The organism is Stenotrophomonas mori (assembly GCF_023556335.1).
In the GTDB taxonomy this organism is placed as follows: Bacteria; Pseudomonadota; Gammaproteobacteria; order Xanthomonadales; family Xanthomonadaceae; genus Stenotrophomonas; species Stenotrophomonas mori.
In genome coordinates, this window is the sequence record NZ_JAIKTS010000001.1 from 1462849 (window position 1) to 1477381 (window position 14533).

Here is a 14533-nt window from a genome sequence, read left to right on the forward strand (position 1 = left end):
GGCCAGGCCTTGCCGGCGCAGCGGATGGAGCCAGTGCCCGGCTGCGCTGCAGCCAGGCGCCGCGACCGGACCGCCCGGCACGGCACACGTGGAGCACGCGGACGCGGCGCGCGCGACCGGCGGCCGGCTGGCCGCCGCCCTCAGAACGGCTTGCCGAGCACCAGGTAGACGACCGCGATGAACAGCAGCAGCGGCAGTTCGTTGAACCAGCGCAGCGCACGCGACGAGGGCAGCCCCCGCCCCTTGGCCAGCCCCTTCAACCAGCGGCCGGTGACCACGAAATACACCAGCAGCAGCACCACCAGCCCAAGCTTGGCATGCAGCCAGCCGGTGCCCTTGCCGACACCGAAATGCAGCCACAGCGCCAGGCCCAGCAGGAAGGCCAGGCCGAACATGACATGCCCGAACCGGTACAGCCGCCGTCCCATCAGCTGCAGCCGCTCGGCGACCTGCGCCTGCGCGCCGGCCTCGGCCAGGTTGACCAGGATCCGCGGCAGGTAGAACACCGCGGCCATCCACGCCATCACGAAGACCACGTGGAAGGTTTTCACCCAGAGGTACGACTGCATGCGCTGGCTCCATCGGCGGCGTAGGATGGCCGCATTTTCGCCCATCCGCCGCCTTCACGCACATGCAGGAAAAACACTACGACGCCGCCTACTTCCAGCGCTGGTACCGCAGCGGCGACCTCGGTGGACCGGCGCGCCTGGCGCGCAAGGTGCAGCTCGCCGTGGCCGCGGCCGAGTACTACCTGGAGCGCCCCGTGCGCAGCGTGCTGGACATCGGCTGCGGCGAAGGCGCCTGGCGGGCGCCACTGCTGAAGCTGCGGCCGGCGCTGCGCTACCTGGGCTTCGACGGCAGCGAGTACGCGGTGCGGCGGCATGGCGCCCGCCGCAACCTGCACCTGGCGCGCTTCGGCGATTTCCAGTGGCTGCGCCCGTGTGCGCCGGTGGACTTGCTGGTGTGCTCGGACGTCATGCACTACGTGCCCAGCCGCGAGCTGCGGCAGGGCCTGGCCGGCCTGGCCGAGCTGTGCGGCGGGGTGGCCTTCCTGGAGACCTTCAGCGTCGAGGACGCCTTCCAGGGCGACCGCGAGGGTTTCCAGCCGCGTACCGCGGCGTGGTACCGCCGCCAGCTGCGCGGCGTCGGCTTCCGCGCGGTGGGCTCGCACTGCTGGCTGGGCCCGGCGTTCGACGACGACGTGGCCGCCCTGGAAGGCGGCCGCTGACGCCGGCCGGCTCTCCGGCCCCGGCCGGGCCGGCTTTGCGCTATGCTGCGCAGCATCATATGACCGTACATATCGACCGGCATGCTCTATCAACTGCATGAGATGACCCGCAACCTGCTGGCGCCCTGGGTCCACCAGGCTCAGGCCAATGCGGCGTTCTTCAACAACCCGGGGCACTGGTGGTCGTCGATGCCCGGGGCCGACCGGCTGGCGGCGATGAACGAGCTGTTCCACCGCATCGGCAAGGACTACGAAAAGCCGGAGTGGGACATCCACGAGCTGGAGCTGGACGGCGAGATCGTCCCCATCGCCCAGCTCACCGAGATCGAGAAGCCCTTCTGCCGGCTGCTGCGCTTCAAGCGCCACAGCAACGAGAGCACCCGGGTGGAGGCGCTGCTGGCGCAGCCCGCGGTCCTCGTGGTGGCGCCGCTGTCCGGGCATCACGCCACCCTGCTGCGCGACACCGTGCGCACCCTGCTGCGCGATCACCGGGTGTATGTCACCGACTGGATCGATGCGCGCATGGTGCCGGTGGAACAGGGCGAGTTCGGGCTGGACGACTACATCGGCTACGTGCAGGAATTCATCCGCCACCTGGGCGCCGAGAACGTGCACGTGGTCAGCGTCTGCCAGCCGACCGTGCCGGTGCTGGCGGCGGTGTCGCTGATGGCCGGCCGCGGCGAGGCCACCCCGCGCTCGCTGGTGATGATGGGCGGCCCGATCGATGCCCGCTGCAGCCCGACCGCGGTCAACAACCTGGCCACGCGCAACCCGCTGTCATGGTTCGAGAACAACGTCATCCACACGGTGCCGGCGCCCTATCCGGGCCAGGGCCGCCGCGTGTACCCTGGGTTCCTGCAGCACACCGGGTTCGTGGCGATGAACCCCAGCCGCCACCTGATGTCGCACTGGGATTTCTATACCGACCTGGTCAAGGGCGACATGGACGACGCCAACGCCCACCGCCGCTTCTACGACGAGTACAACGCGGTGCTGGACATGCCGGCGCAGTTCTACCTTGACACCATCCGCGTGGTGTTCCAGGAGTTCCTGCTGCCGCGCGGCGAATGGCGGGTACGCGGCGAGCGCGTGGATCCGTCGGCGATCCGCGATACCGCGCTGCTGAGCATCGAGGGCGAGCTGGACGACATCGCCGGGCTGGGCCAGACCGAGGCCGCGCAGAAGCTGTGCACCGGCATCCCGGCGGCACGCCGCGAGCACTTCATCGTCGAGGGGGCCGGCCACTACGGCATCTTCAGCGGCCGTCGCTGGCGCGAGGTCGTCTACCCGCGGGTACGCGACTTCTTCATTGCCCAGTCGCAACCGGCGGCCGCAGGCAGGAAGGCACGCAAGTCGTCCGACGCCAGCAACGTCACCGCGCTGCCGCGCCGCGCGCAGCGCTGACCCGCCGCCTGCCGCGGGCACCGAACCCGCGGTGCACCGGCGACGGCACCGGCGTCATGAGACCGCCTTCAGGCCGACCACGCCGACCACGATCACGGCCACGCTCAGCAACCGCGCCGGACGGCGCGATTCGCCGAAGAACAGCATGCCCACCAGGACCGCCGCGGCCGTCCCCAGGCCGACCCACACCGCATAGGCCACGCTCAGCTGGAGGTAGCGGAAGGACTGGTAGAGCAGCACGAACGACGCGGCGAATCCACCGACGTACAGCACGCCGTTGAGCAGGCTCCGGCGCCCGCTGTAGCGCGTCAGCCCGATCACGCCCACCGTCTCCATCAGCGCACCGGCGACCACGAGGAACCAGCCCATTTCAGTGCTCCTGCGCGGCGCCCTCGGCGCCGCGGCCATCGGCCAGCTTGAGCGCGACCACGCCCACCACCAGCACCGCCATGAAGATGCCCTTGGCCATGCTGAAGTGGCCGTCGAACAACAGGATGTCCATCAGCGCCGCGCCCAGCGTGCCGACCGCGGCGAATACCGCGTACACCGTGCCGGTGGGCAGCGTCCGGCACGCGCGTGCCAGCCACTGGAAGTCCACCATGATGACCGCGACGATCAGCGCCCAGTGCCAGCCGGCCGATGCCACGTTGAACCCGTAGACCCAGACCAGCTCGAAGGCGCAGGTCAGGGCCACATACATCCAGCCCTTGCCGGCCATGTCGTGCTCCTCTTTCCAGTTGATGCATGCGCCGGACGGCGCGGGGAATGCTTCAGGGGTTCCCGGTCCGGCCAAGTCCGGCATGGATGAAGCGCTCCAGTTCGGCCCGGTGCGCCTGCGCTTCGTCCGCCGACGTGGCGGCGTACAGGTACACCTGCTCCGCAGCCGCCTCGATGGCGCCGACCAGCACCCGCGCGGCATGCCGCGGCCGCACCCCGGCGGCGATCGTCCCCTCGGCGCGCGCGTTCTCGAGCACCGCCTCCAGCCAGTCGTACAATGGCGCGTAGATCTGCTCCCAGCGGCGCATCTCCTCGGTCTGCGTCATCCCGCTGTACAGCAGCGCCACCACCTGGTGCTGCGCCGCCACTTCGGCGAACACCGTGCCGACCAGGCCATCCAGCTGCGCCGCCGGCGGCAGCGCGCCCAGCGCTTCCTGCAGCCGGCGCAGCAGCCGCGCGAGCACCTGCTCGGCGATGCCGCCCATCACCGCCAGCCGCGACGGGAAATACAGGTAGAAGGTGCCCTGCGCGATGCCCGCGCGCTTGACGATGTCCGAGACCGTGGTCTTTTCCACGCCCTTCTCGCCGAACACGGCGAGGGCGGCGTCGATGATGGTGTCGCGCTTGCTCATGACCCACGCATATGACTGATTGTCAGTCATTCTAGGGCCGATTTCCTGCCGATCAACCCGACCGGCCGTGGCGGGTCAGCACGCGTTCAAGCGGCCCGCAAGGGCCTGCGGGCGCAGGTCTGGGCTGTACCGCACGGGCAACCCGCGACCGGCCGCGGCGGACTGCCCGCGCGGTCGCGCACCGGTCTGCCGCCGCCCATCAACCTCCGCTCCTGGCCGCTGCACGCTTCCGTCCGGCACCAGGCTCCTGGTGCGCACGACTCCTGCCGGGCAAGACCCATCCGCATCCTGGAATCGCAACCACTCCAGCATCGCCCTTCCCGGCTCCCGGCCACCGGCTTATGGCGCACCGCGCGGCGGCGCGTCCCGCATGCCACCGATCGCTGCGCCCGCGGACCGCAGCCTGCGGTCCGGGAGATCACGTCCGGGCAGGCCGCGCCGACGCGCTCGCGCCCACCACGCCCTGCCGCCGCGGAGCGCCTTGCCGCCACCGCGCGGGCATCCCGCATGGAACGCCCGCCACCACGCCGATGCCGTGACCGCCGGCCAGCGGCTACTGGCGTACCAGCAAGTGCTTGGCCAGGGCGCCGTGCGCCCTGCCGACGGCCCGTGCCAGGTGCAGAGTGGTGAACAGCAGCAGCACGCCGACCGTCACCGACAGCGGCCACAGCCAGACCGACCCGCCGAAATCCACGCCGTTGATCCAGATGCCGGCCGTGTGGTGGCCGAACAGCAGCCGCGCCAGCGGCGCGAACACCATCCCCAGCGACAGCGACAGCAGCGTCGTGGCCACGCTGAAGTAGGCCACGCCCAGCGGCAGCATCAACAGGAAGTAGAGCATCGTCAGCCAGGTACGCGCATCGGAAAACATCGCGCCGATGCGTGCCAGCCATCCCTGGCTCCTGTCGGTATAGGCCGGGCGGCGCGGCATGCGCACGCCGAGCAGGGTCTCGATAAGGCGCCCTTCCACCAGCGACAGCACCCGCACCGAGCCGAGGAACAGCAGCAGGATCGGCAGCCCGACGATCAGGATCAGCAGCGACAGCGACAACGACAATCCGGCCACCACCCAGGTGAAGAAGAACGTGCCGGTGGCCACCGACAACAGCATGTAGAACAGCGCCCCATAGGCGTGCGGGTCCTGGACCACGCCGAAAAAGCGCATCAGCCACGACGGCTGCGCCCGGCCGGAGGCCGCCGCGGGCGTCGCGATGCCGATGCCGGCCGGTGGCGCCGGGGGGGCCGCGGGCGGCCTTGCACCCGGCGTGCGCAGCGCGCGGCTGACCGTCGCTTCGGTCTCGCGGTAGATCTCCGCCACCTCCTCCGGCGCGCCATAGCTGCCGGCCACCCCGGCGATCACCTCGGCCTCGCTCTTGCCGGCCTGTTCGGCCAGCTCCGAGCGCAGGTATTCCTCGGCGTCGTAGAGCGCATCCTGGATCATCGCCGGGTCGGCGCCGGCCAGGGCCGCACGCAGCTGCTCCAGGTATTCGGCGATCGTGGTCGGCAGGCCGGTGGCCGCGGGTTCGGTATTCATAGCGTGATTCCCTCCAGTACGGACTCCAGCGAGTCCCGGGTGGCAGTCCAGGCTGCGATCCATTGCCGCAGTGCCGCACGACCGTTGTCGTTGATGCGGTAATACCGCCGGGGCGGGCCTGCCACCGACGGCTCCACATGGCTTTCCAGCAGGCCGGCGCCCTCCAGGTTGCGCAGCACCGGGTACAGCGCGCTCTGCTTCCCGCTGAGCACGCCATCGCCCATCCGCTCCAGTTCCTTGGCGATGAGGTAGCCGTACAGCGGCTCGCGCGCCTTGCCCAGCACCGCCAGCAGGGCCAGCGACACCGTGCCGGTACTGAGTTCCTTCTGGAATTTGCGGAGGTGGGCGTCGGGTTCGCCCATGGCCCTGCTCCTGCCCACTAGTCTGGAGAGGACACTATTACGAACCTCGCTATAGTGGATGTGCCGGTAGTCACCCTCTCGCCGGCCCGCTGGCCCCCGGGCGCGCGGATCGCGCAGAATCGGCCCACCTCACTCCGGGAAGCCACCGATGACGCGACACGCCTTGCTGCCGGCCCTGGCCCTGATGCTGCTCATGCCGGCCGCCGCCGCCGAGGCGCCGGCCGGGTACCGCAGCGTGCAGGAGATCCTCGACGCCTCGCCGGACAGCGATTGGCATACGCCCGGGGCCGAGAACCTGCTGTACATGGACCTGGACGACGGCCGCGTGGTGATCGAGCTGGCGCCCGACTTCGCTCCCGCGCATGCTGGCAACATCCGCACCCTGGCCCGTGAAGGCTTCTGGGACGGCACCAGCATCTACCGCGCGCAGGACAACTTCGTGGTCCAGTTCGGCGACGTCGACGGCGAGGACCCGGCCAGGGCCCGGCCGCTGGGCAGCGCCCGGACCCACCTGCCCGCCGAGTTCCAGCGTCCCTCGCAGGGACTGGCCATCACCGCCCTGCCCGACCGCGATGGCTGGGCCGCACGCACCGGTTTCGTCGGCGATTTCGCCGTGGCCGGCGATGGCGGGCACACCTGGCTGGCGCACTGCTACGGCGCGGTCGGCGCCGGCCGCAACAACGACGAGGACAGCAGCATCGGTGCCGAGCTGTACGTGGTCATCGGTCAGTCGCCGCGCCAGCTCGACCGCAACATCACCCTGGTCGGCCGCGTGCTCAAGGGCATGGAACTGCTGAGCGCGACCAGGCGCGGGCCGGAACCGATGGGCTTCTACGAGGACCCCGCGCAACGCACCCCGATCCGCTCGATCCGCCTGGCCAGCGACGTGCCGGCCGGGCAGCGCACCCCGCTGCAGGTGCTGCGCACCGATTCCAGGACCTTCGCCGATACCGTGGAAGCCCGCCGCAACCGCCGCGACGCGTTCTACAAGCGTCCGGCAGGGCATGTCGACCTGTGCAACATCCCGCTGCCGGTGCGCTGAGCAGGCCGCGGTCCCGCCCCGGCCACCCGGCGCTGGCTCCGCCGGTCCCGGCGGACAGCGTGCCGGGCCTGTCCGCCTAGCGCTGGCTGACCGCCACGCTGCCCAGGATCAGGCCGCCGGCGACCAGCATCTGCACGGTCACCGGTTCGCCGAGGGCAGCCCAGGCAAACAGGGCGCCGAACAGCGGGATCAGGTAGGTCACGGTCGCCGCGCGCGACGGCCCGACCCGCCCGATCAAACGGTAGAACACCAGGAACGCCAGCCCGGTGCACAGCACCCCCAGCGCGATGGCGCTGGCCCACGACGACGCCGACGGCGGCTGCCGCGGCCAGTGGCTCCAGGCCAGCGGCAACATCCACAACGTCGCGCAACCCAGGGTCGCGGCCGCGGCCGCGGCTGGCGGCAGCCCGCCCATATGCCGGCGGACCAGGTTGGCGCCCACGCCATAGAGCAGCGCCGCCACCGTGCCGGCCACCACCGCCGGGCCGATCGCCAGGCCGGAAACCTTCGCCGTGGCCAGCACCACCACCCCGGAAAAGCCGATCAGCAGCGCCAGCGCGCGCCGCGGCCCGATCCGCTCGCCGAAGAACAGGAACCCCACCAGCGCCGCGAACAGCACCGTCATCGCATTGCAGATCGCCCCGATCGCCGCCGGCGCCCGCTCCGCGGCCCAGGCGAACAGCACGAACGGCAATGCCGAGTTGATCAAGCCGATGGGCGCCAGCCAGCGCCACCGCCATGCCGGGAACTGCGCCCGCGCACGCCACAGGAACGGCATCAGCACCAGGGCACCGAGGGCCAGCCGCACCTCCACCAGCGCATACGCGCCGAACTCCGGCACCGCGATGCGCATGAACAGGAACGACGCGCCCCACACCATGCCCAGGCCCAGCAGTTCCAAGGGCGTGGCCCAGTCACGCGCCGCCTGCGGCGATGCCGTTCCGCTCATCGCCGGTCCTCCCGGGAAACCCTCTTCTTCGCCACCTTCGCCCCGCACACCATGGACACGCCTCCGGCAATGGAACGCAAGCATCCGCGCAACCGGCCGCGCTGACAATTCCCCATGGCCCGCGCCGGTGCGCCGCGCGGCCGCCCGCACTTCACGTGCCCTTGCCCGGCCCCCGCCCAAGCTGGCCCCGACACCGAACGGAGAACCCCATGTCCCTGCTGCGCATCCGCCTCACCGGCACCGACGACGACGCGCTGGCCGTCAGCGACCTGCTGAACGGCCTGGAAGGCATCGAGCACGTCGAGGACACCGACGGCCTGATGCCGCGCATGGACGACGAGGACTCCAGCTCCGCCGGCCTCTCCGACGACCTCGGGCCCGGCCTCCATGAGCTGGAGGTCGAGGTCGGCAACGCCGCCACCGCGCGCACCCTGCAGTCGGCGCTGGCGCGGTTGGCACGCGAGCGCGGCGTGGTCATCGAGTACGAAGACGACGGCACCGCTTCCTGAGCCGTCCGCCCCGGCGGCGGCGCACGGCCTGCAACGCGCCGACCCTCCGGCAGGGCTATCGGCCCGGCCGCGCCGACGCTAGCGTGGACGCCTCCCCCCGCACCGGAGCACCCGCATGGCCCGCGTCACCATCGAATCCACCGGCACGCCGCACACCCACCGCATAGGCAACGGCCGCCACGTCCTGGTGTCCGACGAGCCGCCCGCGCTCGGTGGGCAGGACGCGGGCATGGCGCCGTTCGAGCTGTACCTGGCGGCGCTGGCGTCGTGCACCGCCATCACCCTGCGCATGTACGCCGAGAAGAAGGGCTGGGACCTGGGCCGTTTCAGCGCCGAGCTGGTCTCCAGCCGCGACAGCGATGGCCGCCTGCAGGTGCACCGCACGCTTTCGGCCAGCGGCGCCTTGGACGACGCTCAGTGGCAACGCCTGCTGGACGTGGCCACGCGCACACCGGTCACCCTGGCGATGGCCCAGGGCGCGCGCATCACCAGCGAGCATCGCGTGGCGGCGCGGTAGCCCGCCGGTCGGTCACGCCCGGCGCCGGCTCAACCGCCGCGGCGGGCCTTCCGCCGGCGCCACCCTGCACGCACGCCCCAGGCCAGCAGGGCGGCGACGATCAGCACCGGCAGCACGCCGGCGGCGAAGCGGATCAGGTAGGCCAGGCTGGTGGTGAAGATGCCGCCGAACTCGCCCAGAGCGCGGCCGATCTCGCTGCGGTTGCGCTGCGCGCTGGTGGCGTCCAGGCGGATCGTCACCTTCTGCGTGTCGATCCGCCTGTGCTGCTGGGCCGCTTCCCGGCCGGCCTGTTCCAGCCCGGCCTCGATCTCGGCCAGGCGCTGGGAAATCGTCAACAGGTCGGCCACGGCCAGGTCCGTGCGCTGCTGGTAGGCGAGCAGGCGCGCATGCTCGCTGCGCAGCCGGGTCTCGGCCAGCCGGGTGTCCGCCACCTGCTGCGCAAGATCCTCGGCGCGGGTGTCGCGGTGTACCGTCTCTCCCTGCTCACTGGCCAGGGCGATGATCGGCTCCACGCCCTGCGGCGCGATCCGCAGTTCGATCGACCCGGACGCGGCGCCCCCTCCGCTCTGCGAAAGTTGCAGCACCGCGCAGTCGCCGAAGCGGCCGCCCTGGCAGGCGTCGGCCAGCGCCTTCAGCCGCGACGGGATCCGGGGACCGGGCAGGCGCAGCTGGACGCTGTGTTCGTAGGCCAGGAACGCGCCCTGCGGCGAGGCCAGCGTGGCCTCCGCCGCCGCGCCGCCGCCTCCTTCGCCGGGCCGCGCACAGGCGCCCACCAGCGCCAGCGCCAGCAGCGCCGTCGCCAGCCCCGGCAACCGCCGCAGGCATAGACTCATCGGCTGGCCCCGTCGTAGGCGGTGATCGCCAGGGTGTCCAGGTCCAGCGCCGGCACGCAGCGCAGGTTGACGGCCACCGCCGGTTCGCCCGTGGCCGGGTCCAGCGCCTCGCTGAACGGGGCCACCCCGCAATGGCGGCAATGGCGGTGCTCGATGTGGCCGCTGTTGAAGCGGTAACTGGCCAGTGCGTCCTGCTCACCCTGCAGTTCGAACCCGCTGCGCGGGCCGAACCACAGCAGCGCGCCGCGGCGCCGGCACAGCGAACAGTTGCAGGACACCGCCATGGTGACCGGCCCTTCCGAGGCGAACGTGAACGCGATGCGCCCGCAATGACAGCTGCCTTCGTAGTGCATCGTGCGTCCTCCGCGGATACCGGAGGCCATGGTAAGCCAATGGCAGGGGCAGGGCCGCGGCCCCTGGCCTATGCTGCGGGTTTCTCCAAAAGCAACAGGTATACCGATGCGCAAGCACCTGCTCGCCGCCGCCCTGCTCGCCGGCCTCACCAGCCTGGCCGGCTGCCAGAACGGCGACGCCCCCACCGCTCCGTCCAGCGCCGCCGGGCAGGCCGGCCAGAGCCAGGCCGACGGCCAGTTCGCCGAACTGTCGAAGAAGGCCCTGGATACCTGGATGCAGCTGTCCCCGGTCGACGCCACCCAGATCGGCGACCACCGCTACGACGGCGAGCTCGACGACCTCAGCGCCGCCGGCCGGGAACAGCGCCTGGAGGCCAACAAGGCGCTGCTCGCCGAGCTGGAGAAGATCGACGTCGCGCACCTCGACCGCGAGAACCAGGTCGACGCCGCCATCCTGCGCAACCAGCTGCAGTCGGACATCTGGAGCAGCGAGACCCTGCAGTCCTGGCAATGGGACCCACAGGTCTACAACGGCCTGGCCGGCAGCGCCATCTACAGCCTGATGGCGCGCGAGTTCGCGCCGCTGCCCGAGCGCCTGCGCTCGGCCACCTCGCGCATCGAGAAGATCCCGCAGATCTTCGCCGCCGCCCGCGCCAACCTCGATCCGGCGCGCGTGCCGAAGGTCCACGCCGAGACCGTGGCCAAGCAGAACAAGGGCATCCTCAGCCTGGTCGAGACCTTCATCACCCCGCACATCGGCGAGCTGGATGCCGACGGCCAGGCGCGCCTGAAGGCCGCCCTGGCCGCCCTCGACACGGCCGTCGCCGAGCAGCAGGACTGGCTGGACAAGACCCTGGTGCCCAATGCCAAGGGCGACTTCCGCATCGGCGCGGAAAAATACGACCAGAAGCTGGGCTTCTCGCTCAACTCCTCGCTGTCGCGCGCGGAGATCGGCGAGCGCGCGCGCGCCGAACTGGCCCGCGTGCGCCGCGACATGTACGCCATCGCCCAGGAGGTCCTGAAGGACCGGGCGGACGCGCCGGCGATGCCGGCCGAGCCGGACGACGCCCAGCAGCAGGCCGCCATCGAGGCCGCGCTGGAACTGGCCTATGCCGACAAGCCGGCCCGCGACAAGGTGGTCGAGGACGCCCGCGCCTCGCTGGCGCAGTCCACCGAATTCGTCCGCGCGCACGACCTGGTGACCCTGCCCGACGCGCCGGTGGACATCATCCTGATGCCCGAGTTCCAGCGCGGCGTGGCGGTGGCCTACTGCGATTCGCCCGGCCCGCTGGACAAGGAACTGAAGACCTTCTACGCGGTGTCGCCGATCCCCGACGACTGGAACGACCAGCAGGTCGATTCGTTCCTGCGTGAATACAACAGCCGCATGATCCACCTGCTGTCGATCCACGAAGGCACCCCGGGCCACTACCTGGAAGGCTGGCATTCGGGCAAGTTCCCCTCGACCCTGCGCGCGGTGCTGCGCTCGGGCCTGTTCGCCGAGGGCTGGGCGGTCTACACCGAGCGGATGATGCAGGAGCAGGGCTACCTGGACAACGACCCGCTGTTCCACCTGGTGCAGCTGAAGTTCTACCTGCGCACCATCGCCAACGCCCTCCTCGACCAGGGCGTGCACGTGGACGGCTGGAGCCGCGAACAGGCCATGAAGCTGATGACCCATGACGCCTTCCAGCAGGAAAGCGAGGCCGCCGGCAAGTGGGTGCGCGCGCAGCTGACCTCGGCCCAGCTGCCGACCTACTTCGTCGGCGCGCAGGAGCACTTCGACACCCGCAAGGCCGCGCAGGAGGCGCTGGGCGACGGTTTCGACCTGAAGGCCTACCACGACCGGATCCTGTCCTACGGGGCGCCGCCGGTGCGCTTCGCCCGTCAGCTGATGCTGGAGCAGCCGATCGAGTAAGCGCGGACACGCCCGATGGAACACGGCGGGGCCCGGGCAACCGGGCCTCCGTCGTTTCCGGCACCGGCTATTGACGCTGCGCGGCCCTCGGGGCTATTGATCGAGGCCCCCATGACCGAGGTGCACACGTGCAAACGATCGACTGGAACGACTTCGCCAAGGTGGAACTGCGCGTGGGCCGCGTGGTGGCCGCCGAGCCGTTCGCCAAGGCCCGCAAGCCGGCCTACATCCTGCACGTGGATTTCGGCCCGGAGATCGGCGTGCGCAAGTCCAGCGCGCAGATCACCGACCTGTATGCGCCCGAGGCGCTGGTCGGCAAGCAGGTGGTGGCGGTGGTCAACTTCCCGCCCAAGCAGATCGGCCCGCTGATGTCCGAATGCCTGGTCACCGGTTTCCACGACGCCGACGGCCGGGTTTCGCTGTGCGTGCCCGAACACGAGGTCCCGCTCGGCACCCGGCTGGCCTAGCCGGTTCCGCCGGCACGCGGCCGCCCCCTGCGCGCCGTCCGCGGCTTCGCGCCACGGCGGTGGCCGCCGTCCGCTCCCGCACTGCGCTCCCTGGAGCGGCCCGGCGCGTGCGCCGCCCCATCACGGGGCGAAGCCGGACAGGAACGACGGAACCGGGACGCACCGGATCCCGGCGCCTGCGGCCGCCGGACAGGAACGCCAGGCCGCGGCCGCCGGCTCAGGTGGCGGCGGCGACGAAACCGCCGGTCTGGCGCGCCCACAGCCGGGCATACAGCCCGCCCCGGGCGATCAGTTCGGCATGGGTGCCGGTCTCGACGATGCGTCCCTGGTCCATCACCACCAGCCGGTCCATGCGCGCGATGGTGGACAGGCGGTGCGCGATGGCGATCACCGTCTTGCCGGCCATCAGCTCGTCCAGGCTGTCCTGGATGGCCGCCTCCACCTCCGAGTCCAGCGCCGAGGTGGCTTCGTCCAGCACCAGGATCGGCGCGTCCTTGAGCAGCACGCGGGCGATGGCGATGCGCTGGCGCTGGCCACCGGAGAGCTTCACCCCGCGCTCGCCGACATGGGCGTCGTAGCCGCTGCGGCCCTCGCTGTCGCGCAGGTCGCCGATGAAGCCGTCGGCGCGCGCCTTGGCCACGGCCGCATGCAGCTGCGCCTCGCTCGCGTCGGGACGGCCATACAGCAGGTTGTCGCGGATCGAACGGTGCAGCAGCGAGGTGTCCTGGGTGACCACGCCGATCTGCCGGCGCAGGCTTTCCTGGGTGGCGCCGGCGATGTCCTGGCCGTCGATCAGGATGCGGCCGCTCTCCAGGTCGTACAGGCGCAGCAGTACGTTGACCAGGGTCGACTTGCCGGCACCGGACGGGCCGACCAGGCCGATCTTCTCGCCCGGCCGCACCTCCAGGTCCAGGCCGGCGATCACCCCGCCCTTCTTGCCGTAATGGAAGTGGATGTCCTGGAAACGCACGCCGCCATGGGCCACCTGCAACGGCAGCGCATCGGGCCGGTCCTGGACGGTCAGCGGCTGGGCGATGGTGGTGATGCCGTCCTGCACCGTGCCGATGTCCTCGAAGATGCCGTTGATGGTCCACATGATCCAGCCGGACATGTTGTGGATGCGGATCACCAGGCCGGTGGCCAGGGTGATCGCGCCGACGGTGATGTGGCCGCCGTTCCACAGCCACAGCGCCAGGCCGCAGGTACCGGCGATCAGGAAGCCGTTGACGATGGCGATGGTCAGGTCCATCGCGGTGGTGATGCGGGTCTGCGCGCGGTGCTTGACCGCCAGTTCGCCGATCGCCTCGGCGACATAGGCCTGCTCACGGCCGGCGTGGGCGAACAGCTTCAGCGTGGCGATGTTGGTATAGCCGTCCACGATCCGCCCCATCGCCCGCGAGCGGGCCTCGGAGGCGATCCAGGCGCGCTGCTTGGCGCGCGGCACGAAGTAGCCGAGGATCGCCGCGTAGGCCAGCAGCCACAGCATCAGCGGCAGCATCAGCCGCCAGTCCGCCTGCGCGAACAGGTACAGCGCGGTGCCGGTGTAGACCACGATGTACCAGAGCGAGTCCACCATCTGCACCGCCGATTCGCGCAGCGAGGTGCCGGTCTGCATCACCCGGTTGGCGACGCTGCCGGCGAAGTCGTTCTGGAAGAAGGTCAGGCTCTGCCGCACCACGTAGTTGTGCATCAGCCAGCGCGCGCGGTTGCTCAGCCCCGGCACGATGGCCTGGTTGACCAGCAGGTTGTGCAGCGCCACCAGCAGCGGCCGCGCCACCACGGTGATCGCCAGCATCCACAGCAGCCCGTCGGCATGGCGCTGGAAGAACCCCGGGCCCGGCGGACCGGCGACCATGTCCACGATGCGGCCGAGGAAGTCGAACATCGCCACTTCCACCAGCGCCAGCAGCAGTCCGGCCAGCAGCGTGGCCAGCAGCACCGGCCACACCGGGCGCAGGTAGTGCAGGTAGAAGCCGGCGACGCCGCGCGGCGGCGTCCGCGGATCGGCCGGCGGAAACACGGGTATCAACGATTCGAACCAGCGGAACATCATCACACCGCGCAGAAC

The 14533-nt window shown here is 70.8% G+C and carries 17 protein-coding genes; 7 read left to right on the plus strand and 10 right to left on the minus strand.

What is annotated here, in order from left to right:
• Positions 1–140: 140 nt before the first annotated feature.
• On the minus strand, positions 141–569 hold the full coding sequence (locus tag K5L01_RS06565; protein WP_250063019.1) for a CopD family protein: 429 nt from the start codon (positions 567–569) through the stop codon (positions 141–143).
• A 62-nt stretch (positions 570–631) separates the two neighbouring features.
• Between K5L01_RS06565 and K5L01_RS06570 the strand changes: the two genes are divergently transcribed.
• Both K5L01_RS06570 and K5L01_RS06575 read left to right on the plus strand, forming a co-directional pair.
• Positions 632–1228, plus strand: a complete 597-nt coding sequence (locus K5L01_RS06570) for a class I SAM-dependent DNA methyltransferase (protein ID WP_250063021.1) — start codon at positions 632–634, stop codon at positions 1226–1228.
• A gap of 81 nt (positions 1229–1309) precedes the next feature.
• Entirely contained in the window at positions 1310–2632 is a 1323-nt protein-coding gene (locus K5L01_RS06575; protein ID WP_250063023.1) for a polyhydroxyalkanoate depolymerase, read from the plus strand.
• A gap of 54 nt (positions 2633–2686) precedes the next feature.
• Here the strand turns inward: K5L01_RS06575 and K5L01_RS06580 are convergent, their stop codons facing one another.
• From K5L01_RS06580 to K5L01_RS06600, 5 genes are all read right to left on the minus strand, one after another.
• The gene (locus tag K5L01_RS06580) at positions 2687–3001 is read right to left on the minus strand and encodes a DMT family transporter (RefSeq protein ID WP_250063025.1); all 315 of its coding nucleotides are present in this window, start codon (positions 2999–3001) and stop codon (positions 2687–2689) included.
• Position 3002: 1 nt separating this feature from the next.
• A complete protein-coding gene (locus tag K5L01_RS06585; protein WP_250063027.1) occupies positions 3003–3350 on the minus strand; it encodes a DMT family transporter in 348 nt (115 codons plus the stop codon).
• Positions 3351–3402: 52 nt separating this feature from the next.
• Positions 3403–4011, minus strand: a complete 609-nt coding sequence (locus tag K5L01_RS06590) for a TetR/AcrR family transcriptional regulator (RefSeq protein ID WP_250063029.1) — start codon at positions 4009–4011, stop codon at positions 3403–3405.
• 523 nt (positions 4012–4534) lie between these two features.
• The gene (locus K5L01_RS06595) at positions 4535–5515 is read right to left on the minus strand and encodes a sensor domain-containing protein (protein WP_250063031.1); all 981 of its coding nucleotides are present in this window, start codon (positions 5513–5515) and stop codon (positions 4535–4537) included.
• Positions 5512–5877: a PadR family transcriptional regulator gene (locus tag K5L01_RS06600; protein WP_250063033.1), complete on the minus strand. Its 366-nt coding sequence runs from the start codon at positions 5875–5877 to the stop codon at positions 5512–5514. Before K5L01_RS06600 ends, K5L01_RS06595 begins: the two co-directional genes overlap by 4 nt.
• Before the next feature lie 148 nt (positions 5878–6025).
• On the opposite strand from K5L01_RS06600, the gene K5L01_RS06605 reads away from it, so the two are divergent.
• Entirely contained in the window at positions 6026–6919 is an 894-nt protein-coding gene (locus tag K5L01_RS06605) for a peptidylprolyl isomerase (RefSeq protein ID WP_250063035.1), read from the plus strand.
• Between the two features lie 76 nt (positions 6920–6995).
• On the opposite strand, the gene K5L01_RS06610 is transcribed toward K5L01_RS06605, so the two are convergent.
• Complete coding sequence (locus tag K5L01_RS06610) at positions 6996–7868, minus strand: DMT family transporter (protein WP_250063037.1); 873 nt, start codon at positions 7866–7868, stop codon at positions 6996–6998.
• Between the two features lie 209 nt (positions 7869–8077).
• On the opposite strand from K5L01_RS06610, the gene K5L01_RS06615 reads away from it, so the two are divergent.
• Together K5L01_RS06615 and K5L01_RS06620 are read left to right on the plus strand one after the other, a co-directional pair.
• On the plus strand, positions 8078–8377 hold the full coding sequence (locus tag K5L01_RS06615) for a hypothetical protein (protein WP_250063039.1): 300 nt from the start codon (positions 8078–8080) through the stop codon (positions 8375–8377).
• Between the two features lie 115 nt (positions 8378–8492).
• The gene (locus K5L01_RS06620) at positions 8493–8894 is read left to right on the plus strand and encodes an OsmC family protein (protein ID WP_250063041.1); all 402 of its coding nucleotides are present in this window, start codon (positions 8493–8495) and stop codon (positions 8892–8894) included.
• Positions 8895–8923: 29 nt separating this feature from the next.
• Here the strand turns inward: K5L01_RS06620 and K5L01_RS06625 are convergent, their stop codons facing one another.
• Both K5L01_RS06625 and K5L01_RS06630 read right to left on the minus strand, forming a co-directional pair.
• Positions 8924–9727 carry a DUF4349 domain-containing protein gene (locus K5L01_RS06625; RefSeq protein WP_250063043.1) on the minus strand — a complete coding sequence of 268 codons (804 nt, stop codon included), beginning with the start codon at positions 9725–9727 and terminating at the stop codon, positions 8924–8926.
• The gene (locus K5L01_RS06630) at positions 9724–10080 is read right to left on the minus strand and encodes a GFA family protein (RefSeq protein ID WP_250063045.1); all 357 of its coding nucleotides are present in this window, start codon (positions 10078–10080) and stop codon (positions 9724–9726) included. The genes K5L01_RS06625 and K5L01_RS06630 overlap by 4 nt, the downstream gene beginning before the upstream one ends.
• 106 nt (positions 10081–10186) lie before the next feature.
• Here K5L01_RS06630 and K5L01_RS06635 point away from each other — a divergent pair, with 106 nt between their 5' ends.
• Positions 10187–11998 (plus strand): DUF885 domain-containing protein, encoded by a 1812-nt coding sequence (locus tag K5L01_RS06635; RefSeq protein WP_250063047.1) that lies wholly within the window; start codon positions 10187–10189, stop codon positions 11996–11998.
• A 128-nt stretch (positions 11999–12126) separates the two neighbouring features.
• A complete protein-coding gene (locus K5L01_RS06640) occupies positions 12127–12465 on the plus strand; it encodes a tRNA-binding protein (protein WP_250063049.1) in 339 nt (112 codons plus the stop codon).
• 217 nt (positions 12466–12682) lie between these two features.
• On the opposite strand, the gene smrA is transcribed toward K5L01_RS06640, so the two are convergent.
• Positions 12683–14515: a multidrug efflux ABC transporter SmrA gene (gene smrA, locus K5L01_RS06645; protein ID WP_250063052.1), complete on the minus strand. Its 1833-nt coding sequence runs from the start codon at positions 14513–14515 to the stop codon at positions 12683–12685.
• Positions 14516–14533: the final 18 nt, after the last annotated feature.